Consider the following 23,168-nt stretch of genomic DNA (forward strand, 5'->3'; position numbering starts at 1 on the left):
GTCCATTCTGTCAGAACGCGATAACCTTGGAGTTCGGCATTCCCGCCGCAATTTTTGGAGTCACATTTCCTGTGGATGAATTGTCAGATGCGAAGGTTGACCCCTCGGCAGATGTAGCAGCTACGGCGCAAATTGGTCCGGGAAGCTCTGTGTGGCATCTGGCCCAGGTTCGGGAGAACGCCGTGCTCGGTTCTCAGTGCATTATTGGCCGCGGCGCATACATCGGTTCCGGTGTTGTTCTTGGCGACAATTGCAAGGTGCAGAACTACGCGCTGGTCTACGAGCCCGCGATTCTCGAAGCCGGTGTCTTTATCGGGCCAGCCGTTGTACTAACCAATGACACCTATCCGCGAGCGATTTCCCCTGACGGCTCGATCAAGAGCGCCCACGACTGGACACCGGTGGGCGTCACGATCAGAACGGGAGCCGCTATCGGCGCTCGAGCAGTGTGCGTTGCGCCCGTCGAGATCGGCCGATGGGCAACCGTGGCAGCAGGAGCAATCGTCACTAAAGACGTGCCTGCCTTCGCCCTTATGGCAGGAGTGCCCGCGCGGCGCATCGGCTGGGTCGGCAAGTCAGGCTTGCGTCTCGTCGAGTCGGAGTCGGGCTGGGTATGCCCGCAGACCGGCGAGAAGTACATCGAGATTGACGGAGTTTTGAGAGAGGAAGTGGACGCATGAGCCTAGAACTCATCCCCGCAGCGAAACCAATCATTGGCGACGACGAGCGAGCAGCTGTCGACCGGGTAATGCGCAGTGGCATGATCGCCCAAGGGCCAGAGGTGGCCACTTTCGAGCAAGAGTTTGGCGAGCACTTCGTCGAGGGACGCCAGTGTGTCGCTGTCAACTCTGGCACCGCGGGCCAACACCTCGGCCAGCTTGCTGCCGGTATCGGCCCCGGTGACGAAGTTATCGTTCCCTCCTTTACGTTCGCAGCGACGGCGAACTCTGTGGCGCTCACGGGTGCGACTCCCGTGTTTGTCGATATCGAACCCGACTATTTCAGCATTGACCCCGCAGCGGTCGAAGCGGCGATTACGCCGCGCACCCGCGCGATAATGCCCGTACACCTCTATGGGCATCCCGCCGTCATGAACGAACTTGTGGCAATCGCCAAGAAGCATGACCTGATGATTTTTGAGGATGCTGCTCAGGCTCACGGAGCCTCGCTCGGCGGTCGCAAGGTTGGCACGTTCGGAACCTTTGGCATGTTCAGCCTGTATCCGACGAAGAACATGACGAGCGGAGAGGGCGGAATGGTCGCGTGTGATTCTCCCGAAATCGTTCGCGCCACGAAGCTGTTGCGCAACCAGGGTATGGAACGCCAGTACGAGAACGAAGTCATCGGCTTCAACGCTCGAATGACCGACATCCATGCCGCCATCGGACGTGTCCAGCTCACGAAGGTGGACGCCTGGACAGCGACACGGCAATCGAATGCTGCGTTCTTCAACGAAAACCTCCGCGGGGTTGTCGTACCTCCTGTTGCTGACGACGCCGTCCACGTGTACCACCAGTACACAATTCGGGTCGAGAGCGACCGCGATAATTTCGCCAAAGCGCTGCGGGAAGAATTTGCGGTGGGCTCCGGTATTTACTATCCGATTCCGAACCACAGGCTTCCCTCGCTCACGCAGTTCGCACCCGATCTTGACTTGCCGCAAACAGAGAAGGCCGCTCAAGAAGTGCTCTCGCTCCCGGTTCATCCCTCGCTCTCGCAGGATGACCTCGAGCGCATCGTAACGGCGGTTAACTCCCTCGCTCAGGCAGGAAGCTAATGGCCGCGCTACGGGCCGGGCTGCTCGGCGTCGGCATGATGGGGCGACACCATGCCCGCGTTCTTCGAGAGATAGACGGCGTGGAGCTTGTGGCGATTGCTGACCCAGGAGGCGACCCACACGGAGTAGCGGGTGACCTGACGGTACTGCCCGACATCGAGTCGCTTATCGCAGCAGGACTCGACATCGCAGTCGTTGCCGTACCCACGCGTTTCCATGAGGACGCAGCGCTCAAGCTTGCCGCCGCCGGTGTTCACACCCTCGTGGAGAAGCCAATTGCCGAGACTGTCGAAGCTGGGCAGCGCATGGTGGAAGCGTTCGAAGCTGCCGGCCTTGTCGGTGCAGTCGGACACATTGAGCGTTTCAACCCGGCACTCCAGCAGCTGCGCAAGCGAATCGAAGCGGGCGACCTGGGCGAGGTATTCCAGATTGCTACGCGCCGACAGGGACCGTTCCCGTCGCGCATCGCGGACGTTGGGGTCGGCAAAGACCTCGGTTCGCATGACATTGATCTCACCGCTTGGGTCGCACAGAGCACGTATGCCACCGTCTTTGCGCAGACCGCTCTCAAGAGCGGGCGTGAGTACGAAGACATGATCATCGCGTCGGGGCGCCTAGCCAATGGCATCATCGTCAACCACGTGGTGAACTGGCTCAGCCCGATGAAGGAACGTATCACGATCGTCACCGGAGAGACCGGCACGTTTGTGGCCGATACCTCTACGGGCGATCTCACTCTGTTCGCCAACGGCACCTTCCCGCTTGAGTGGGAGTCTGTCACTGCGTTTAGAGGCGTAAGCGAAGGCGACGTCACCCGGTTCGCGTTCCCGAAACGAGAGCCCCTTCGCGTTGAGCATGAAGCATTCCGGGATGCTGTTCTAGGTTTGCCGAGCGAGATTGTCACCATGCAGCAGGGCCAGCGCACTCTCGCTGTCGTTGAGGGCGTTATCGAGTCCGCTCGAACGGGACAGTCCGTGAGCTTTTGAACGATGGATCCGAAGTCCACCGTGCAGCGTGATGGGGGAGTGCTGAGCACGACAGGCACCGTCGCGATTGCGTCGCGAATTTTTGCTCCAGAGCCGGCGGCGGCATCCTTTCGGCTCACGGCATTGGCCAATGCGTTGTCGCGGGCCGGCACTCGCACCGTAGTGATTACGTCTACGTTCACCCCTGAGACTAATGACGCGACGGATGCCGTCGATCAGAGGGTCATCGTTCGCCGGTTCCCTGTGTTGCGCAATCGCGACGGATACGTCCGGGGATACTTGCAGTATCTGAGCTTCGATATTCCACTCATTTTCCGCTTGCTTTTCGCGCGCGGAATAGACGCGGTAGTCGTCGAACCTCCACCGACGACAGCGGCGGTGGTTCGCGTTGTGTGCGCGATCCGAAGAATTCCCTATTTCTACTATGCGGCCGATATTTGGGCGGATGCCTCAACAACGGTAGCGAGCAGCATGGTGGTGCGCGTCGTCCGTGCGGTAGAGGGCTGGGCGCTTCGCGGCGCTCGCGGAGTGCTCTCCGTCTCATCGACCGTCACTGTCAGGCTCAAAGAGCTCGGAATCTCGACGCGAGTGTTCGAGGTGGGCAACGGTGTCGACACTGAGTTGTTCGCTCACGAGGGCGCTGCGTACGCCGATGATTCGCCGTATTTTCTGTATGCGGGAACGGCTTCTGAGGTGCACGGCGCCACCATTTTTGTTGATGCGTTGAGTTCTGTGCGTGAGACATATCCGAACGCGCGCATCATTTTCGTCGGCCAGGGTTCTGATCGTTCAGAGCTTGAGCGCCTCGGCAAGGAGCTGGGCGATGACGCTGTTGAATTTCTCCCTAGGGTTCCTCCTGCACGGGTCGCGGAGATGTTGCGCTCGGCGGTAGCGTCGCTCGCCAGCGTGAAGCCGGGAGTCGGGTATGACCTCGCCTTCCCGACCAAGCTCTACGCCTCGGTTGCGTGCGGTACTCCCGCAGTCTTTGCGGGAGCGGGCCCGGCTGCGCAATTCGTTTCTGATCTCGATGCCGGTTGGGTTTGTGGCTATGACGCGGCTGACGTTGCCGCGGCAATGACCGCAGCCCTCGACGCCGAACGCACGACTTTAGATCGCGCGGCTCTGGCTGCTCGCGCCGCACAGGCAGTTTCTATTACATCAATCGCGCACGCAGGTGCACAGTTCATTATTGACAATACGTTTGACTCACGCGCGAGCGATGAGCCTCCAGCAAGGAACACCACACCATGAGATTGATACTGAAGACGCTTCGGGAACTCGTCCCGCTTCTGCCCGACCGCGCCCAGCGATTCTTGTGGGGCTACATTGTGGCATCAACGTCGTTGGCAATCCTCGACATCGCGGCCCTCGGCCTCCTCGCTATCTCGCTGAGTTCGATGGTGGCGAACCTGCCAGTACAGCTTCCCCTCATTGGCGCGGTTCCCACCGAAAGCTATGTCTGGATCGTGCTGACGGTCTCCCTGCTCATCATCACGAAGTCGATCTTGAGCATCAGCCTTCAGTGGGTCGCCACCCGCCGCTTTGCCTCGTACGAACTTGAAATTGGCGACAAACTCTTCAACGCCTACATTCGGGCGCCCTGGTCTGACCGTCTGAAGCGCAGCACCGCACAGTTGGTTCGCTTGGCCGATGTCGGAATCGCGAACACGATTTCTTCGTTCCTGCTGCCTGCCATGACGATGCCGACGCTCGTGATAACGGCGGTGTCCATTTTTGCGGTTCTCGTCATTGCGCAGCCTGCTACGGCTCTCATCACTGTCGTGTACCTCGGCGGGATGGCTGTGCTGCTTGCTGCCGTCGTCTCGCGCAAGTCAGTTCAGGCGGGGCGGGCGAACCGCGACTACTCGTTCGCCGTCGCGACTCTGATGACCGACATGGTGTCAGCTCTCAAAGAGATCACGCTCCGCAACAAGGCCTCCGAAGTGGCAGAAGTCGTTCACTCGAATCGTATTCACACCACGAGAGCCCGTGCGAACATCAACTTCTTGTCCGCCGTGCCGAAGTTTGTCTTGGATGCGGCTCTGATCGGTGGATTCTTACTGGTCGGAGGGTTCGCCTATATCGGTGGCGGCCTTCCCGACGCACTCGCAGCGGTTGCAATTTTTGGCGTTGCAGGCTTCCGGCTAGTGCCGGCTCTCACTGGTTTTCAGTCGGTTCTCACCGTTACTCACGCGAGCTCGCCGCACGTGCAGGCAGTCATCGACGACATTTACCAGTCGCGCGTCTACATCGAGCGTGCGGAGACAATTGGGCACGACCCGATCGGGGAGTCACCTCGCTCGCTCGAGCTTGAGAACGTCAGCTTTACCTATGACGGCTCAACGCTGCCGGCGATCGACGAAGTCAATTTGACGATTCCGATGGGCAGCACACTGGGTCTGGTCGGATCATCCGGAGCGGGTAAGAGCACGCTGGTCGACATCCTTCTGGGGCTTCTGGTTCCCTCGGACGGTTCCATTGAGCTCGATGGCGAACCGCTGGAAAATGTACTCGCTTCGTGGCGGGCACGCGTTGGTTATGTGCCACAGGATGTAGCGATTTTTGAGGGTTCGATTGCTCAGAACGTCGCGCTCGTCTGGAACACCGCGTTTGACCCCGAGCGCGTGGAGAGTGCGCTTCGCCGCGCACAACTATGGACAACAGTGGAGTCTCGCCCCGACGGCATGAACTCGCCAGTGGGCGAACGAGGAATGTCACTGTCTGGTGGGCAACGACAACGACTCGGAATCGCTCGCGCTCTGTACGCCGATCCCCTGATTCTCGTGCTCGATGAGGCAACGAGTGCGCTCGACACTAAAACGGAGTCGGATGTTGCTGCCGCGATTCGATCGCTGCGTGGCGAAATCACGATTGTTTCTGTTGCGCACCGCCTGTCAACGATCCGCGACAACGACCAGGTGTGCTTCATGCGTGATGGTCGGATCGTCGCTGTGGGAAGCTTCGATGAACTCGTGGCTCAGGTGCCGGAGTTCGCAGAGCAAGCAGCTCTCGCTGGCATTAGCTAACGCGCCGGGAGGGTTCTAGCGTTTTTCGCTCAGGTACGTAAGAGCTGCGGCGTCTCCAAAGACGGCCCCGGCCGAGCGATGACGCTTATTGAGCAGCCAGGCGGTGCGGATCGCGGCCACGTCGAGGGCAATCACAAGGTCAAACTTGTGCGAGACCGTGACCGGCGTGTGGCGGTAGGCCCGCGCAAAAACGCGCGAGGGATCGGTGGGGCTCAGAGAGTTTATGAGTCGGCCGAGTGGCGTTCTGGTGAGGGCGGCGCGAAGCTGGGGGGCCTTCACCGCTGCCAGAAGACGATCCGCAAACGGCGCTTTATTGCTGTGCAGCGAATGGATGGTCGCACTCTGGGCGTAGGGCTTTGTGGCGTGTTTCGCAGGCTCTCGTGTCGCGATCGTGAGGCTCACCTCTCGCTGCGCGGCGGCGGCAAGTGCATCCACCAACCCCATTGCGGAATAGTTGCTGTCGAGTCGCTCAAGAACTTCGGCGTCGTTTGATACCAGCACGAGCACTGTTAAAGCGGTCATCGGGGGATGCTCCCTGGCGTAACACGGTTGGTCCACTCCGAAATGCGGGGCTCGAGTTGCTTGAGACGCTCGAAACGCACGGCAGACTCTTTCGCCTCGGACTGCGCCTGCGGTCCCGAGCTAACAACCAGCTCGCTCAGTTCGATGAGGGCTGTAGCAAAGCTCTCGGCTGACACCTCGGCGGCAGCCACCCACCGAGGGTAGTCCTGAAGAACCGTGGTCGACGCGGTTTCTGGGTGATGCAGCGACGCGATGGGCAGACCGGTTCCGGCATACTCATAAACTTTGCCACTCGAAATATAGGTGCTCTGGCCCAGCACAAGTAGCAGCGCATCAAAGCGGGAATAGACCTCAGCCACGTTCGTCTTGCTCACAATGCCCATGTAGCGGACACCATCCGCGGCATAGCTCTCGATCAGTTCGAGCATCTCTGCGTTGGGAACTGAATAGTGGCCAAGTCGGCCGTGAATTTCCAGCGTCGAATTGGCGAGGAGGGGAGAGCGCGAGCGCGCGTGACGCCATCCCTCGAGAGTTTCCCGAACCGGCATGGGGCCGTAGATCGTTCCTAGATAGCCAAAAGTGAGGCTGCCCTGAGGTGCCTGTCGGTCGATCTGCCCCGCCAGAAATTCGGGGTCGAATCCGTTGGTGACGACCTGAAACTTTGAGGCATCGGGGGGGAACTCGCGCGCATGCCAGTCGAGAATTGGCTTGTTCACAAACCACACTTCGCTTGCACTGGCGATTAGCTTCTTTTCCCAGCGAGCGGATCGAGAGAAACGGGAGCCAATACGCGAGCCTCGGTACATGTCCAGGTGCCAGGTGTCGCGGTAGTCCATGACAAAAGGAACGCCGTAACTTTTGTGGAGGTAATAGCCGGGAAGAAAATCGACGTTGGGGTTTGCTGTGCCGATGACGAGATCTACCGGCGTCGTGCGGTGCACCTCGCGTGCAGCCGAAACGAGCGGACCGCGCCAGGAGCCATAGCGGGGCTCGGGGAAGGCGATTCGTTCGCGAAGTGCGGTGAGAAAACTCCAGAGCAGTGGAGATTCGACGCGGAGACGACCCCAACGTGACAGGTCGGTCTCGCCGCGGGAGAGGTCAAAGGGAACCCGAATCACTGAGATCGACGGGTGGATCTGCTTCTCGGCGAGTTCGTCAGTGCCCGTGAGCGACTCGAACGTCTCGCGAGTGGCGGTGAGGACGGTGACGCGCCATCCTGCTTGCGCATACATGTTGGCGGTTGCGAGTGCTCGGTACATTCCTGCGCCGCGAGCGGGGGGATAGCCCCAAGCAATGTAGAGCAGGTGAGGTTTAGGCACTCATGAACCCTACTATTGAACTATGGCGCCGCTCCGGATTCTCTGCATTTCGTTTTCTCCGATCGAACGGGACGCACGCGTGTTGCGACAGCTCGGAGTGCTCGCTGAATTCGGCGACGTCACGACTGTGGGCTACGGCTCTCAGCCCTCAGATGCCGCGGCTCACGTGGAGATCCCCGCGAATCTGCCGTCGCTTCCGCAGACGGTGGGTGGAGTCGCGCTCCTTGCGCTTCGCCAATGGTCGCGAGCTGAACTCGCCGCTCCCGCAGTGCAATTTGCTCTCAGCGCTCTCGCCTCCGAACGGTTCGACCTCATCGTGGCGAACGATGCGAGGGCGATCCCCGCTGCTCACGCGCTTGCTCACGGGGCTCCAGTGTGGGCTGACCTCCATGAGTGGGCGCCGGAGGAACGTACTCACGTGCTGTCCTGGCGACTTCTTGTTGCCCCGTTGATGCGTCATATCTGCGCCACGTATCTCACCCGCTCAGCTGCTGTTTCGACAGTGTGTGACTCGATCGCGGGTCTCTATGAGCGCGACTACCTCGTCCGCCCCACGGTGGTGCGCAACTCAACGCATTGGCGAGATCTTTCGCCGTCACCTGCAGATCCCACGACGATCCGCATGGTTCACAGCGGAGCAGCAATCCACGGGCGGAATCTTGAAGCAATGATCGATACCACTCGCGAGTTGGGGGAGGGCTACTCGTTAGACCTGTTCCTTGTCGCTGGTGGTGACGGAGGGGCCTATCTCCGCAAATTGAAGGCACGAGCCGAGGGACTAGCTTCCGTGCGCTTCAATGCACCGGTGACCCCAGCGGAACTTCCCGGAGTGTTGAACGCGTTCGATATCGGCGTGTTCTGGATTCCCCCGACACACACCAACGCGCGCTATACCCTTCCGAATAAGTTCTTTGACTATGTCCAGGCCAGACTCGCGATTGCGGTTGGACCAAGCATCGAGATGCGACAGCTGGTCGAGAGCAAGGATCTAGGGGTGGTGAGCTTGGGTTTTGAGGTTGCCGACTGTGTGGCATCCATTCGTTCATTGACGATGAATGACATTGCAGAAATGAAGTTGCGCGTCGACGCGGCCTCGAGAGAGCTGAGCTTCGAGCACGATGGCGAAGTGATGCGGTCAATCGTTCGCCGTGCAGCGCTGACGGATTCGACGGCCACGTGAGTTCTACACCCGGGATTGCCCGGCGACTGATGCGCGGGCTCAAGATCGGCGTGAAGCGGGTCGTCATTGGGCTGTTGTTGGCCTTGCCGCCCGCCGTCCAGCTGAAAGTATTGCCAGCATCTCAACGCTATGACGCATCCCAGATTCCTGAGCCCGCGAGTGTTGATCGGGATGCTCGTGCGCGGTTGTTCATCGCACCAGCAAACTCAGCCGGCCAGGGATGGGCCTGGGCGCACGCAGTAAATAACTTTGTAGACGGTAGCGTGTCAACAAATATGGCGGTTGTCGGGCCTCACGATTTCGGGTTTGGATGTGGCGAGCCGGTGCCTCTGGGCACCTATCGGTGGTCACGGCGTTGGCAGCGGGCTCAGCGCGCGGCGGTTCCGGCCCAGTTCACTCACGTGCTTGTCGAATCTGACCGGCCTCTCTTTGGCGATGCTCACGAGCGCACCGCGGCAGCGGACATTGATGATCTGGTCGCTGCCGGTGTTTCTGTCGGGTTGCTGTTCCACGGCAGCGACATTCGTTTGCCGAGCCGTCATGCCGCAAGGATGACATGGTCGCCATTTCACGGGGATCGATGGTCGCTCACCCCGGCACTGCAACAGCGTGCATCCGAACTCCAACGGCGGCTTGCGGAGTCACCTTTGCCCATCTTCTATTCGACCCCCGATCTGGCTCTGGACGTTCCGAACGGAAAATGGCTTCCTGTGGTTGTCGACCCATCCGCGTGGGAGGTCGGTGAACCGGCGTTGTCTCATGGCGGCGTTCCTGTTGTCGCACATGCCCCGAGCAAGGCTGCCGTGAAGGGGTCAGACCTTGTCGATCCTGTGATGGCGAAGCTCGACGCCGAGGGGCTTATTCGTTATGTCCGCGTGGAGAATGTTCCTTCCGCCCGCATGCCCGCCGTGTACACGTCGGTGGACATCGTTCTTGATCAATTCAGCTTGGGGATCTATGGAGTCGCCGCCTGTGAGGCAATGGCAGCAGGGCGCGTTGTGGTCTCTTTTGTGTCGGATCAAGTGCGCGAATTCGTCTCAGCCGCGACGGGGTTGACGCTTCCCATCATCGACATTTCGCCTGATGCGATCGAGGCAGAAATGCGCGCGCTTGTGGCTGATCCTGAACGGATGCTCGAGAGCGCACGCCGAGGACCGGAGTTCGTGCGCACGGTGCACAACGGTCGGCTGAGCGCGAAAGTGCTCGAAGAGTTCCTCGAGCGCTAACGGGGTAACTAACTCTGCGGGCGACACAAAACATTAGGCTGGCTTCGGCGAAAGATGCTGAGCTGGCGTCAGGCCGCGTGTGTTGTGCAAGAGATACGGCGAAGGGAATGCGTCTAGTGCAGGCTGTAACCAGAGCAGTGGCGGCGATGATCGCGTTGCTCCCGGAGCGAGTGAGCGCTCGGCTGCGTGCGAAAAACTACCGCTATAGCGTTGCCGACGTTCCTGCCGCCCCCGTGGCCAAGGACACTGCTATTCGCCTTTATATCGCCCCGGTCAACTTTGCGGGTCAAGGTTTTCAATGGGCTCGTGCGGCGGAGAAGCTCCCGAACGTATCGGCGATCAGCATGCACTACGTGAAACCGGGGGATTTCGGGTACCCGGTCGATAACCCAGTACCGGTGAACGTGACTCGATTTTCTCGCTCCTGGCAGCAGCGGCAGTTTGCGGCAGTGAGTAACAACTTTTCTCACGTGATCGTCGAAGCAAACCGCGCAATGTTTGGAACGCTGTTCGATTCTGAGACGGAAAAGGAAATACGCGCTCTCCGAGCAGGAGGAGTTGCGGTCGCGGCCCTGTGCCACGGCACGGAACTACGTCTTCCGAGCCGTCACCAGAAAATCGATCAGTGGTCGCCGTTCAACGATGTCGAGTGGCCGTTGATTCCTGAGTTTGAGCGCAAGGCGATGCTGACGCGTCAGGTCTTGAGTTCGACGGGCATTCCGGTATTCGTTTCAACGCCCGAGCTGCTTCTTGACTGGCCGGAGGCGCAGTGGCTTCCGATTGTCATTGACATCGAGCGGTGGGTGCGAACAGACGCGCCGCTCCAACATCCTGTACTTCGAGTCGTACACGCGCCCTCAAAAGATACGGTCAAGGGAACCCACTTGATTGACGAAACCATGCGTCGACTCCACGAAGAAGGAGTGGTCGATTACCGAGTTGTTCGAGGTATTCCCGCGGCAGAAATGCCGGCAGAAATTGGCAAAGCGGACATTGTGATCGATCAGTTCAGGATCGGAAACTACGGCACGGCCGCGATCGAAGCGATGGCGGCTGGTCGGCTGGTGATATCGCATGTGCACGACCAAGTCAGGGACCACGTGCGAGCGGTGTCGTCTAGAGAACTGCCCACCGTTGAGGCGACGCCCGATTCGCTCGAGCACACAATTCGCGATATCGCAGCTCGTCGAGAGCGCTATCTCCCTGTCGCGGCCGCGGGACCAGAGTTTGTGCGCGAGCTACACGATGGCCGTCTGAGCTCCCGGATCCTCGCCTCGTTTCTCGGGCAACCCACCCTTTAGAGCGCCGCTGTCGCTCGTTTGGGGGAGCCCTGTGCGGACCGCTGGCTATATCGTGGTTTCAACTATTGGTTTAGAGTTATCTGAAGTGTGTTGTCCGAGGGGGACTGAATTGGTTGCAATATCTGACGTAAAGCGGGGCTCATTCCGAGCCCTTGGCATGGGCTTAGCTTCGCTGCTGCTCGCGACAATCATGGTCTCGCAGGCAGCGCCACAGCAGGCATCTGCTATTTCCGGCAGCGAATTCGACCCCGGAAACATCATCAGTGATGCCGAGTTCTACAACGGAAACGCGATGACTGAAGCAGAGATTCAGTCGTTCCTCAACTCGAAGTCGGGGATCTTGAAGACCCTCCGTCAGACGGTCAGCACTCGTGACCGAGAAGTCTCGCAAACCACGGGAAACCTCATTTGCGAGGAGATTAAGGGCGGCAGCAACCTGCTGGCATCGACGATGATTTATCGCGCCCAGGTGGCGTGTGGCATCAGTGCCAAGGTGATCCTTGTGACCCTGCAAAAAGAGCAGGGGCTGATCACTAATTCCAGCCCGACGTACCACAACATCAACTTCGCTCTCGGCTACGGTTGCCCCGATACCCCGGCGGGCTGCTCCGGCAGTTACGAAGGCTTCGGGTACCAAGTCTTTACGGGTACTCGCCAGTTCAAGGCCTACAAAGCCGCGAATTTCGCCAAGCAGCCTGGCACCCACACCATTGCCTACTTCCCGAACAATTCTTCGTGTGGCAGCAAGTCGGTCAAGGTCACCAACTATGCGACGGCGGCTCTCTACAACTACACCCCTTACGTTCCGAATTCGGCAGCGCTGGCTAATCTGGGCGGTCTCGGCGATGACTGCTCTTCCTACGGAAACCGCAACTTCTGGTACTACTACTACTCGTGGTTCGGCAATCCCACCGATATCAAGCCCACCGCCGCTGTGGACCGTATCGGTGGCGCGAACCGCTATGAGACCTCGTCTCTGCTGGTGAACGAGAGCTACCCCGACACCGGCGTGGACAAGGTGTACATCGCTACTGGCGCGCAGTTCCCGGATGCGCTGAGTGCGTCGAGCGCGGCCGCAGTGTCGGACGCTCCGCTGTTACTGGTGTCGACGAACTCGGTGACCAGCACGATCAAGAATGAGCTTGTGCGCTTGGCTCCCAAAGAGATTATTGTTCTCGGCGGTTCGTCGATCGTCTCAGACTCCGTGTTTGCCACCCTGCAAACCCTCTCGCCCTCGGTATCGCGTGTCTATGGCAGTAACCGCTATGAGACTTCGAGATTGATCGCAGCCGCGACGTTCCCGGCGGGTTCCACCACGACCGCATTCATTGCAACGGGCAGCACATTCCCGGATGCTCTTTCCGCAGGTCCGGCGGCGGCGGCCGCCGGCGGCCCCATGATCTTGGTCAAGGGGAGCGCCGACACCCTTGACGCCCCGACGCTCGAACTTCTCGCGAGCCTCGGCGTGACCAACGTCTCCATTGCAGGCGGCACCGGTGCTGTTTCTGCGGGAATCCAAAGCCAACTTGGTTCATTGTTCGGCGCAGGTAATGTCGCCCGCTATGGCGGCGCCGATCGCTACGCTACCTCGGCCGCGATCAACGAATCGGGCTTCGAAGCAGCCGACACCGTGTACTTTGCCACGGGCAAGAATTTTCCAGATGCGCTCTCGGGCGCGGCGGCAGCGGGAGCGCAGGGTGCTCCGCTGTATGTGGTTGGAACGTCGTGCGTACCTAAGGCAGCGCTGCAGGCGGTCATCGATCTTGGTGCCACAAAGGTGGTCGTTCTGGGAGGCACTGGGGTTCTGACCTCGGACGTAGCGCGCTACAAGAACTGTTCCTAACAGACAGTCATGCCTGTTCAGCGGATGCTTTCGCTGAACAGGAGCCGTGCTCGTGAATTCCACTCGTAGACTTGACCACATGAGAGTAATGGTTACGGGCGGCGCAGGATACATCGGGGCGCACACCTCGCGACTCTTAGCTGATCGTGGCGATTATGTCCTTGTCGTTGACGATCTCGTGACAGGGTCTGCCGACCGTATTCCGGGGATTCCCGTAGTCAGTTTCAACTTGGCAAACGGCTCGTCGGCGCGGCTCGAGAGCTTGATGCGTGAACACCGCATCGATGCGGTCATCCACTTTGCTGCGCAAAAGCAAGTCGGCGAGTCAGTGGAAAAACCTGCGTGGTACTACGAGCAAAACGTCGGTAGTGTCGCTCAGCTGTTGATGGCGATGCAGCAGGCCGAAGTGCACAAGTTGGTCTTTTCGTCGTCGGCCGCGGTCTACGGCGAAGCCTCCGGGACCATCACTGAAGACGCGGTAGCGCGCCCGATCAACCCCTACGGAGCGACCAAGCTCGCTGCAGAACAGTTGATATCGGCATCCGCTCTCTCGTGGCCCCTGCGCGCCGCCAGTCTTCGCTACTTCAACGTGGGCGGTGCTGGCCGTCCCGAGCTTGGGGACACCCAGACGCTCAACCTCATCCCGATTTGTTTTGAGCAGATTGCTGCGCATAAATCTCCGCTCATTTTTGGGAACGACTATGACACAGTCGATGGCACGTGCGTTCGTGATTACGTTCACGTGAGTGATGTCGCGGATGCCCATCTTGCGGTTCTTGATGCCCTTCCCGACGAACCTGGCAACGAAGTGCTCAACATCGGCACGGGGGTGGGAACGTCGGTTCGCGAAATGGTGGATGCGATTCTCGCGGTGAGTGGAAGTGACCTTATTGCGGAGGTTCGCGAACGTCGCAGGGGCGACCCAGCAGCGGTCGTGGGGGCAGTGGACCGTATGAAGGAACTCACTGGCTGGAGCGCCACGATGAGCGTTGCCGACATCGTTGAATCAGCGTGGGAGTCGCGCCAGTACTTTGCAGCGCTCGCGCAGCGCTCCTAGACCCCCGACTGAGGCTTGGTGTCGAGGGCGTTTCGCCAGCTGAGCTCACGGGCTGCTTTGACACAGCACACGACGAAGGTGAGCCAACCGAACTCGATCAGCAGCGAGCTCTCTGCGAATGCGCTCACGATGAGCGCAAGCAGTACAAGAGCCGGCCAAGCAAAGACAATGCTGCGCCGGCGCGAGGCAAGCAACCACGAGCGCATAAAAGCCAGACCGAGGAGTCCTAAGAAGATCAGGAATCCCACGAGGCCGAGCTGGAACCACACGTCGAGATACGCGTTGTGGGCAGAGTCGGGAACACGCCCACCGAAGTTGCCGAACGCGGTGAACGGCGCAAGCTCGTCATTCCACGGACCGATCCAACCCCAGCCTTCGAGGCGGTGGACTTCTCCGAGATCCCAGAGCTGTCGCCAGACTCGCAGTCGGTAGGTCAGGTCGCCACTGGCGTCGAAGGACGCGACGATGGCAACTCGCGAGACCCAGCTGATAATCGCAACGGTCGCCACGAATCCGATGAGCACAATTTGCCAGTAGCGCCGGCGGCCGGAAGGAACGCGACGTAGCGCGTAGAGCGCTGCGCTCGCCGCGAGGATGACGAGCGCGACCCCGAAAGCGAGGGGCGATTGCGAGAGCAGCAAAACGACGCTCGCGAGCACGAGGGAGCCGATCGCGAACCCGCGTTGCAAGGATTTCGTTCGCAACTCTGTCGCGAACGTAATGAGTGCAATCACGGCAATGATGCCGAGTTGGTTGCGCGATCCAAGGATTCCTTGGATGGGGTCAGTGGTCCCCAGATTTCCGGCAATCGAGAGGGCTTGGAGGGAAGTGTCGAACACGAGCCCGGTCAGAATTTCAAGCCCAAGGGAGACCACCAGAACAAACCTCAAGACATCGCCAAAAGCCCGAACGATCTGGATGGTGTCCCGTACCAAGGCGATGTAGATGCCGAGCACAGTGAAGATGAGCATGTAACTCACCGCACCGATCGACTCAAGCGTGTATTGACTCCAGAAGACAGATAGCCAGGCCCAAGCGGTGAACGCCATGAGCGAGATGGGAACGAGCGCGCGCCACCCGATATTGCGCCATTGGGCGGCAAGAGACGTGGCGACAAGTACAACAAGGCTCAGCACGATAGCGAGGAGTCCCGCATTGCCGATGGTCTGGCGAAGAGCGAATGCACACAGCGCGGTTCCCACGCTCGCGGTGGCGAGCACTGAGGAGACGCGGGGGGATCCGAGGATGGCGGCACCGGTGTCGATGGCGACTCGATAGCGCGGGGGAGGCTGAATCATGATGAGCGCACCATCCAATCGGGCCGTTTGGTCTTGACCGCAATAATCACCAGCAGTGCGAGAGCATACTCGCCGATGAGCCTGCTTTCGGGGATGCTCTGCACAACAAGCGCCACCATCACGAGAATAGGCAGAAGCGATAGCGGCGAGTAAGGCTCAACGCCAGCGGCCGCCTTCTGGGGTGGGTCGATCGCGGTGAACCATGCCCGCACGAGTGTTGACGCAACAAACACGGCGAACACGACGACTCCGACGATCCCGAGTTGCAGCCACACATCAAGCCAGGTGTCGTGCGCTTGAAGCTGCACGACACCGTTGCGGATGACGCGGTCCTTGAACGGTTCGACCCACGGCATCCAGAAACTGATCCAGCCCCACCCGAAGGCTGGACGCTGCTGAGCGAGCCCAATGACGGTCTGCCAAATTTCGGCACGCCCGGTAAGGTCACTGCTCTTGCCGAGCAACCCGAAAATTGTGTCACGGAGGGCGAATGCGGTTGCCGCTGCGGCAACGGCGAGCGCAACGAAACCAACTGCGGTGCGGTGTCGGGCGCGTTCGGTGCGGCGACGGCGGATGATGAGAAGTCCGAGAGCGGTGAGGGTGACGGCTGCCAGCGCGACGGTTACGGTCGCCGAGCGGGTGAAGAACAGCGTGAGCGCCGCGAGGGCGATCCACGTTATCGACCAGCGTTTGCTGACACTGCCGGTTGCCCATTGGATCGAGAAGGCAATAACGCCGAGCAGCGCCAAGAATCCCAGATGGTTGGCGTTGCCGACGATGCCTTGGATGCGCCCAGAGTCGAAGGTCTCAAACAGTTCGTTGCGCGACCAGTAGAGCATCTTGGGGATGGAGTCGTAGCCGGGCACTGCCACCGCTGGCTGGGCCGTCCACGGCAGGATAGGGCCTCGGACGATCGTCGCAATGATGAGCTCGAACAGCAGCGAGAGTGCAATCAGGATGCGCAGCACGCGGGCGAGACCGTCGAGCAGTTCTTGCCAGCTGAAACTGATGGCGAGGGCGAGCGCCCCCAGCACGGTCATCCAGGTCGTTGCGAGGCCGAGTGCTGTCGCTGCCGGGTATTGCGACCATGCCAGTGACACTGTGGCGAGCGCCATGAAGACGACGAAGGGGTAGGGCAGTCCGCCGATGCTCCAGCGGTGCCGAGCCTGAACCAGAATCACGACAGACGTGACAACAATTCCGGCCGCGGCAGCGCCCCAGACAACCCAACCCACCGAGTATCGCCAGGCGTCCCCACCAAAGAGGATCAGTAGCGACAGCGTGAGAAACCAGGCGCGCGCCCGTGGGTGCTCAATCAGTCGCATGACGCAAGATTAGACGAATGCTGCCTTACCTGTGATGGCGCGACCCACGATGAGCGTGTTCATCTCGCGAGTTCCCTCGTACGAGTAGATCGCTTCTGCGTCCGCAAAGTGGCGCATAACTCCGTAGTCGAGAACGATTCCGTTGCCGCCGAGCACTTCGCGGCACCACGCGACGGTCTCGCGCATGCGGCTTGCTGTGTATTCCTTGGCAAGGGCGGCGTGCTCATCCTTCTGGGTGCCCTCATCGAGCATTTCGGAGACGCGGGTAACCATGCCAATGGATGCGGTGATGTTGCCGAGGCTCTTGGCGAGGTGTTCTTGAACGAGTTGGTGGCTGCTGATGGTCTTGCCGAATTGGATGCGCTCGCCCGTGTATTTCACAGCGGCTTCGTAGGCTCCGATGGAGTTTCCGACCGCGGCCCACGCCACTTCGGCGCGAGTGAGGCGCAGCACGGCTGCGGTGTCGCGGAACGAGGTGGAATTCTGCAGACGGTTGCTCTCCGGCACGATGACGTCTTCGAGCACGATGTCGGCATTCTGCACAATGCGCAGTGCTTGCTTGTTTTCGATGCGGGTGGCCGAATAGCCAGGGGTGCTCGTGGGAACGATGAAGCCCTTGACCTGGTTGTCGGCTTCGTCGCGTGCCCAGATGATGGTGACGTCGCTGATGGAGCCGTTGCCGATCCAGCGCTTGGCGCCGTTGATGATCCAATTGTCGCCTTCGCGCTTGGCGACGGTCTGGAGGCCCTGGGCGGTGTCAGAACCCGAGAGGGGCTCGGTCAGGCCGAAAGCACCAAGCAGTTCGCCGGAAGCAAACTTGGGCAGCCACTCATCGCGCTGTTCTTGCGAACCAGCAACACCAATGGATCCCATGACGAGACCGTTTTGCATGCCAACGAGGGTGGCGGCGCTGGCGTCGACACGAGCGAGCTCTAGCGCCACCCAGCCACGGAAGACGGCTGAGTTGGGGAACTGCTGGGTTTCGGCCCAGGGGAGTCCAAAGAGTCCGAGGTCGGCGAGTCCCTTGACGATAACGTCGCGGTCGAAGAACTCCGCTTTAGCCCACAGGTCGTTGGCAATCGGGCGCACCTCTTTGTCGAGAAATGCGCGCAGCTTCAGGATGGTGTCTTTCTCCTGATCGGTCAGCGCATTCTCGTAGCCGTAGAAGTCGCTGCTGAGGGTCTCAAATGACATAGTCGTCGCTCCATTGCTTATCGAAATCACTGCGATCCTAAAGCGTGAGTACACGTCGCTTCTAGACGGTTGGTACTTTGGGCTAAGGCTTCGAGAAGAGTGGACTGAATGTTTGTAGGCATCACTAATACGCCCCGTGATTACGCGTGGGGCTCCGCTGGCGAAATCTCTGCGCTTCTGGGCACGGAACCGACGGGAAAGCCTGAAGCTGAGCTCTGGCTCGGCGCGCATCCGGGGAGTCCCAGCGTCATCCTCGACCCGACTCTGGCCGGCGGCGCCCGTGATCTGAACGAGTGGATCCAGCGCGATGGTGCGCGAGTTGTGGGCGCGGGAGTCGAACGGCTTCCCTTCTTATTGAAGGTGCTTGCCGCCGGTGCGCCCCTCTCCCTTCAAGCTCACCCCACTCCCGAGCAGGCTGCGGAGGGCTTCGCGCGTGAAAACGCAGCGGGCATTCCGTTGACCGCGCCGTACCGCAACTACAAAGACGCGTCCGCTAAGCCTGAGCTCATCGTTGCGGTGAGCGACACGTTTGAGGCGCTGTGTGGTTTTCGCTCCATGGCCGACACCCGAGCATCCATCGAGCGCCTTGCTGAATTGGATGCCGCCAGCAGTGCCCCTCGCCCGGCCCTGTTCGCCGAGTGGTTGGCTTTCGCTCGCACCGACGCCGACCTGCGTGCGATGTTCGAGTGGCTCATTTCGGCCGCAGCCCCGGTGCCGGAGCTCGTGCAGTGCGTCACGGCGCTCGCCGAAGCCGACCATGCCAGTGATGAGTTCGCCCTCGTGCGCACGCTTGCTGGCTACTACGCTGGCGACCCCGGCGTGCTCATTTCGCTGATGCTCAACCATGTGACGCTCGCCAAGGGTGAGGCGCTGTTTTTGCCTGCGGGCAACATCCATGCCTATTTGCGCGGCCTGGGCATTGAGCTCATGGCATCGTCAGACAACGTGATGCGTGGAGGGCTCACTCCGAAGCACGTAGACGTTCCTGAGCTGTTGCGCGTTCTGGATTTCTCGGCGAGCCCGGTGCCGTATCTCGCGCCCGAACCCGTCGGGGCAACAGCCCGAGTGTTCCGGCCACCCGTGCGGGACTTCCAACTGCTCGAAGTGACTGAAGATGCGTCGCTCGAGCTGCACAGCGCGGCGATCGTGTTGTGCACGGCGGGGCAATTCGTTGTCGGCGGCAGCGATCACTCGACGTCGCTCTCACGCGGCGAATCAATTTTTGTGTCCGGCGACGAGAGCACGCTCACAGTGCGGGGCGCCGGTCAGTTGTTTGTGGCGGCAACGCAATAGTGTTGCTCTCATGACCGCACGAGGAGGCTTCGCTAAACGCATCCTCGGTTTTGCTGGCCTGCCGTTTCTGTCGCTGATCACGCCCTTCCTGTTTCTGCCGATCTTGGCGAGGGTTGCGGGTGCTGATGCGTGGCTCGCCATCGCGGTGGGGCAATCGAGCGGTGGATTCTTTGCGCTCATTGTTGCGCTGGGCTTCAACACGGTTGGCCCGCCGCTGATTGCGTTGGCTGCTCCGAGCATCCGTCCCCGCATTTTGGTGACGAGTTTGCATGCCCGCGTGCTGGTGTGGCTGCCGAGTGCGGTGCTGGCTGCGGTAATCGCCGCGCTGGTGTCGCCGAGTGACTACCGGGTGGATGCCGCGGTGATGGCGATCGCGATGACCCTCACGGGGCTCTCGAGCGCGTGGTTCATGATCGGTCTTGGCCGCGCGAGCCTGATTGCGATTTACGAGATCTCTCCGCGAATTGTCGCGACAATCATTGCCGCCGTCGTGGTGCTGAATGCGGGGGATGTGCTCTGGTATCCGGTGCTGCTCGTGGCAGCCTCTCTGGTGAGCGTCGTCCTGTTTGCCCTGCGCACAGCCGGGGTGGCCGAACTCGTTCGCCGCGATGGACACGAGGTGCGCGAAGTGTTTCGCGCGAACCGTTCGGCGGTGACCACCGAGGTCGCTGGTGGCGCCTACAACTCGCTGGCCGTGACCTTTGTCGGAGCGACAGCGGCGAGTGCTCAAGCAGCCGCGTACGTCTCGGGAGACAAGCTTTATCGCATCGGCCAATACTCGGTATCTGCGCTGGGTAATGCACTTCAAGGCTGGGTCGTCGAGGAAGGCAATGCCGAATTCGGGCAGCGCATCCGCCGCTCCTTCGTCGTGCACGCCAGCCTCGGCCTGACCGGACTTGTCATGTTCGCCCTGCTCGGTCCGTGGCTGTCTGAGCTGCTGTTCGGTGCCGAAGTGGCGATCAACGAGGCGACGGCGCTCGGGCTCGGTGTTGCCACGCTCGGAATTGCGCTCGGCACAACGCTTGGCCGCATCACCCTCGTGGGGATGGGCGCGCGGCGCCAGTTCATGCTGAGCGTGCTGCTGGCTGCCGCCGTGGGTGTCCCGTCCATTCTGCTGCTCAGCGCCGCCTATGGGGCCGCTGGAGGCGCGTGGGGGCTCGCAATTGGTGAGACTGTCTCGGTGTGCACGCAAGCGCTGTTCGTCTGGCGGTTGCGCGTCAAGGCTGGCGCGTTCATTGTGGCGACGACGAAGCCGGATGCTGCGCCCACCGAGCTCTAGGCCACACGGCCATCCCCGACCCCTGCACGACCGTTCAAGTTCCAGTAGCGTAACTGTGGCCGACGTGTTGGTTCGGAACCTAGGCAGAACCGACCGCAAGCAAGAGAGATCACTATGAAGCGCGCATTCATTACCGGAATCACCGGCCAAGACGGGCTGTACCTTGCCGAGCTATTGCTCTCGAAGGGCTACACAGTTTTCGGCCTCATGAGAGGTCAGAACAACCCGAAGCGCGAAATGCTGGAGCGAGTGATTCCGGATGTCGAAATTCTTACGGGAGACCTCACCGACCTGTCGAGCCTCATGCGCGCCATGAGCGTTGCACAGCCCGACGAGTTCTACAATCTCGGCGCGATTTCCTTCGTCGCCTACTCGTGGGAAAACGCGCACCTCACCAGCGAAGTCACCGGCATGGGCGTGCTGAACGCCCTCGAAGCTGTGCGACTGCACACCGCCGCTACCGGCCAAGAGGTTCGGTTCTACCAAGCATCCAGCTCTGAAATGTTCGGCAAGGTGCAAACCGTTCCGCAAGACGAAGATACGCTGCTCTGGCCGCGCTCGCCCTATGGCGTTGCCAAGGTCTACGGCCACTACATGACCATCAACTATCGCGAGTCGTACGGCATGCACGCCTCGTCTGGCGTGCTGTTCAACCACGAATCCCCGCGCCGCGGCCCGGAGTTTGTGACCCGCAAAGTTACCCGCGCCGTAGCGCGAATCTCGCTCGGGCTCCAAGACACTCTCACGCTCGGCAATATCGATGCTCAGCGCGACTGGGGTTTTGCCGGTGACTACGTCGAAGCAATGTGGCTGATGCTGCAGCAGGATGAAGCAGACGACTACGTCATCTCGACGGGGGAGACCCAGAGCATCCGCGTGCTCCTCGATTTCGCCTTCGCCGCGGTGGGAATCGACGACTGGACCAACTACGTCACCTTCGACGAGCGCTTCATGCGCCCCGCAGAAGTTGACTTGCTGGTGGGAGACTCCTCGAAGGCGAAGGAGAAGCTCGGGTGGGAACCGCGAGTCAAATTCCCCGAGCTCGTCGCGATGATGGTCGAAGCCGACCTCGCTGAACAGAAAGCGCTCGCCGGTCTCGTATGACTCGTGCACTGATCACCGGAGTCACTGGCCAAGACGGTTCGTATCTGGCTGAGCTTCTGCTCGCGCAGGGCTATGAGGTGCACGGTGTCACCCGCGATGCCGGTGAACTGGTGACACCGGGAGTCGTCGCCCACGAGCTCGACCTCGCCGCGGATAGTGCAATCGGCGAACTCATCGAAGAACTGCAGCCGAACGAGATTTACAACCTGGCGGCGCTGAGTTCCGTGTACCAGTCGTGGCAAAATCCGACCCTCACGGCGCGGCTGAACGGCGCGGTCGTGGCAGAAATGCTCGCAGCGGTCAAGAACATTCACGACCGCGGCGACGCCGACATCCGCTTCGTACAAGCCTCGAGCGCAGAGATCTTTGGCGCGCCAACAGTCTCTCCCCAGAACGAGAGCACCTCAGTGCGCCCCACAAGCCCCTACGGCGCCGCTAAGGCCTATGCTCACGGACTCGTCGGCGCGTACCGCACAGCGGGCGTTGCAGCCTCTTCTGTGATTCTCTACAACCACGAGTCGCCGCGTCGCCCCGAAACGTTCGTGACCCGCAAGATCACCGCGGCCGCTGCGCGGATTTCTCGGGGGCTGCAAGACACTCTTGAACTCGGAAATCTGGATGCCCGCCGCGATTGGGGCTGGGCACCCGACTACGCGGATGCGCTCGTTCGAGCAGCGCAGCATCCACAAGCCGACGATTTTGTGATCGCGACGGGAGTTTCTCGCTCCGTGCGGGATTTCGTGGCCGCTGCATTTGGACGGGCGGGCGTTGACGACTGGTCTGAGCGCCTCACGGTCTCCGATTCTTTGCTGCGCACGGGGGATGCCGCCCTACAACTGGGGGATGCGAGCAAGGCTCAGCAGATTCTAGGTTGGTCTCCGCAGGTTAAGTTTGATGAAATTGTAGGAGCGATGGTCGATCACGATCTCGCTTTGCTGAGTTAATTTAAGTCACGGCGCGCCATAACCCTTAACTCGTAGTCGAGGCAATTATGATCTGCGACTTGACTCTCGCGAACTACACCGGTGTAATTATGTAACGCGATTTGATGCGAAGCATTAAAGGCGGAGGGGAGAAAGACCAGATGGGCAACAGCGGATACCGCGCGGGAGTTCCGGACGACTGGTTTGTTGACCCCGTACGACTTGGGGTTCCCGGAGTTCGTCAACCTCTCGCCGATGAAGACGGCAATGCGCTGTCCTGGCAAACAGACTCCCTCTGCGCACAAACAGATCCCGAAGCGTTCTTCCCCGAAAAGGGCGGATCAACTCGTGACGCAAAGAAGATTTGTTCCTCGTGTGAAGTTCGCAGCCAGTGCCTCGAATACGCTCTCGAAAACGATGAGCGTTTCGGAATCTGGGGCGGTCTCTCTGAGCGCGAGCGTCGCAAGCTCCGCAAGCGCGCGAGCTAGTTGTCCGAGTGGAGCCGTAACCCCGAA

The 23,168-nt window shown here is 60.4% G+C and carries 20 protein-coding genes; 15 read left to right on the plus strand and 5 right to left on the minus strand.

The annotated features are described in order from the left end of the window. Positions 1-71 precede the first annotated feature (71 nt). Genes I6E73_RS05255 through I6E73_RS05275 form a run of 5 tightly spaced genes read left to right on the plus strand, consistent with a single transcriptional unit; the run spans position 72 to position 5,789 of the window. Positions 72-680 carry an acyltransferase gene (locus I6E73_RS05255; protein WP_307784230.1) on the plus strand — a complete coding sequence of 203 codons (609 nt, stop codon included), beginning with the start codon at positions 72-74 and terminating at the stop codon, positions 678-680. Next, entirely contained in the window at positions 677-1,777 is a 1,101-nt protein-coding gene (locus I6E73_RS05260) for a DegT/DnrJ/EryC1/StrS aminotransferase family protein (RefSeq protein WP_197123640.1), read from the plus strand. Before I6E73_RS05255 ends, I6E73_RS05260 begins: the two co-directional genes overlap by 4 nt. After that, on the plus strand, positions 1,777-2,763 hold the full coding sequence (locus I6E73_RS05265) for a Gfo/Idh/MocA family protein (protein WP_197123642.1): 987 nt from the start codon (positions 1,777-1,779) through the stop codon (positions 2,761-2,763). Before I6E73_RS05260 ends, I6E73_RS05265 begins: the two co-directional genes overlap by 1 nt. Before the next feature lie 3 nt (positions 2,764-2,766). Then, the gene (locus I6E73_RS05270) at positions 2,767-4,014 is read left to right on the plus strand and encodes a glycosyltransferase family 4 protein (protein ID WP_197123644.1); all 1,248 of its coding nucleotides are present in this window, start codon (positions 2,767-2,769) and stop codon (positions 4,012-4,014) included. Beyond that, the gene (locus tag I6E73_RS05275; RefSeq protein ID WP_197123646.1) at positions 4,011-5,789 is read left to right on the plus strand and encodes an ABC transporter ATP-binding protein; all 1,779 of its coding nucleotides are present in this window, start codon (positions 4,011-4,013) and stop codon (positions 5,787-5,789) included. The genes I6E73_RS05270 and I6E73_RS05275 overlap by 4 nt, the downstream gene beginning before the upstream one ends. Before the next feature lie 15 nt (positions 5,790-5,804). On the opposite strand, the gene I6E73_RS05280 is transcribed toward I6E73_RS05275, so the two are convergent. Next, on the minus strand, positions 5,805-6,311 hold the full coding sequence (locus I6E73_RS05280) for a hypothetical protein (protein WP_197123648.1): 507 nt from the start codon (positions 6,309-6,311) through the stop codon (positions 5,805-5,807). Beyond that, on the minus strand, positions 6,308-7,630 hold the full coding sequence (locus I6E73_RS05285; protein ID WP_197123650.1) for a glycosyltransferase: 1,323 nt from the start codon (positions 7,628-7,630) through the stop codon (positions 6,308-6,310). Before I6E73_RS05285 ends, I6E73_RS05280 begins: the two co-directional genes overlap by 4 nt. Positions 7,631-7,709: 79 nt before the next feature. Here I6E73_RS05285 and I6E73_RS05290 point away from each other — a divergent pair, with 79 nt between their 5' ends. The 5 genes from I6E73_RS05290 (at position 7,710) to galE (ending at position 14,237) form a co-directional block, all read left to right on the plus strand. Further along, the gene (locus I6E73_RS05290) at positions 7,710-8,810 is read left to right on the plus strand and encodes a hypothetical protein (RefSeq protein WP_307784231.1); all 1,101 of its coding nucleotides are present in this window, start codon (positions 7,710-7,712) and stop codon (positions 8,808-8,810) included. After that, positions 8,807-10,036, plus strand: a complete 1,230-nt coding sequence (locus tag I6E73_RS05295; protein WP_197123654.1) for a glycosyltransferase — start codon at positions 8,807-8,809, stop codon at positions 10,034-10,036. Before I6E73_RS05290 ends, I6E73_RS05295 begins: the two co-directional genes overlap by 4 nt. Positions 10,037-10,182: 146 nt before the next feature. Further along, entirely contained in the window at positions 10,183-11,337 is a 1,155-nt protein-coding gene (locus tag I6E73_RS05300) for a glycosyltransferase (protein WP_197123656.1), read from the plus strand. Between the two features lie 157 nt (positions 11,338-11,494). Then, positions 11,495-13,180: a cell wall-binding repeat-containing protein gene (locus tag I6E73_RS05305; RefSeq protein WP_197123658.1), complete on the plus strand. Its 1,686-nt coding sequence runs from the start codon at positions 11,495-11,497 to the stop codon at positions 13,178-13,180. 79 nt (positions 13,181-13,259) lie between these two features. Beyond that, positions 13,260-14,237 carry a UDP-glucose 4-epimerase GalE gene (gene galE, locus I6E73_RS05310; protein WP_231600564.1) on the plus strand — a complete coding sequence of 326 codons (978 nt, stop codon included), beginning with the start codon at positions 13,260-13,262 and terminating at the stop codon, positions 14,235-14,237. Here the strand turns inward: galE and I6E73_RS05315 are convergent. From I6E73_RS05315 to I6E73_RS05325, 3 genes are read right to left on the minus strand one after another with little or no spacing between them, the layout of a single operon-like run. Continuing rightward, positions 14,234-15,535 carry an O-antigen ligase family protein gene (locus I6E73_RS05315; RefSeq protein WP_197123660.1) on the minus strand — a complete coding sequence of 434 codons (1,302 nt, stop codon included), beginning with the start codon at positions 15,533-15,535 and terminating at the stop codon, positions 14,234-14,236. The two genes, galE and I6E73_RS05315, sit on opposite strands and share 4 nt — an antisense overlap. After that, complete coding sequence (locus tag I6E73_RS05320) at positions 15,532-16,860, minus strand: O-antigen ligase (RefSeq protein ID WP_197123662.1); 1,329 nt, start codon at positions 16,858-16,860, stop codon at positions 15,532-15,534. The genes I6E73_RS05315 and I6E73_RS05320 overlap by 4 nt, the downstream gene beginning before the upstream one ends. Before the next feature lie 9 nt (positions 16,861-16,869). After that, complete coding sequence (locus I6E73_RS05325; protein ID WP_197123664.1) at positions 16,870-18,054, minus strand: acyl-CoA dehydrogenase family protein; 1,185 nt, start codon at positions 18,052-18,054, stop codon at positions 16,870-16,872. A gap of 108 nt (positions 18,055-18,162) precedes the next feature. Between I6E73_RS05325 and manA the strand changes: the two genes are divergently transcribed. The 5 genes from manA to I6E73_RS05350 all read left to right on the plus strand — a co-directional run bounded on the left by manA (position 18,163) and on the right by I6E73_RS05350 (position 23,141). Beyond that, a complete protein-coding gene (gene manA, locus I6E73_RS05330) occupies positions 18,163-19,347 on the plus strand; it encodes a mannose-6-phosphate isomerase, class I (protein WP_197123666.1) in 1,185 nt (394 codons plus the stop codon). A 10-nt stretch (positions 19,348-19,357) separates the two neighbouring features. After that, complete coding sequence (locus I6E73_RS05335) at positions 19,358-20,626, plus strand: polysaccharide biosynthesis protein (RefSeq protein ID WP_197123668.1); 1,269 nt, start codon at positions 19,358-19,360, stop codon at positions 20,624-20,626. 114 nt (positions 20,627-20,740) lie between these two features. Beyond that, complete coding sequence (locus tag I6E73_RS05340) at positions 20,741-21,730, plus strand: GDP-mannose 4,6-dehydratase (RefSeq protein WP_197123670.1); 990 nt, start codon at positions 20,741-20,743, stop codon at positions 21,728-21,730. Further along, positions 21,727-22,674 carry a GDP-mannose 4,6-dehydratase gene (locus I6E73_RS05345; RefSeq protein WP_197123672.1) on the plus strand — a complete coding sequence of 316 codons (948 nt, stop codon included), beginning with the start codon at positions 21,727-21,729 and terminating at the stop codon, positions 22,672-22,674. Before I6E73_RS05340 ends, I6E73_RS05345 begins: the two co-directional genes overlap by 4 nt. Positions 22,675-22,814: 140 nt before the next feature. Further along, positions 22,815-23,141: a WhiB family transcriptional regulator gene (locus I6E73_RS05350; RefSeq protein WP_197107160.1), complete on the plus strand. Its 327-nt coding sequence runs from the start codon at positions 22,815-22,817 to the stop codon at positions 23,139-23,141. Positions 23,142-23,168: the final 27 nt, after the last annotated feature.

The sequence above is a fragment of the Salinibacterium sp. SWN248 genome, assembly GCF_015864575.1.
GTDB lineage: Bacteria > Actinomycetota > Actinomycetes > Actinomycetales > Microbacteriaceae > Rhodoglobus.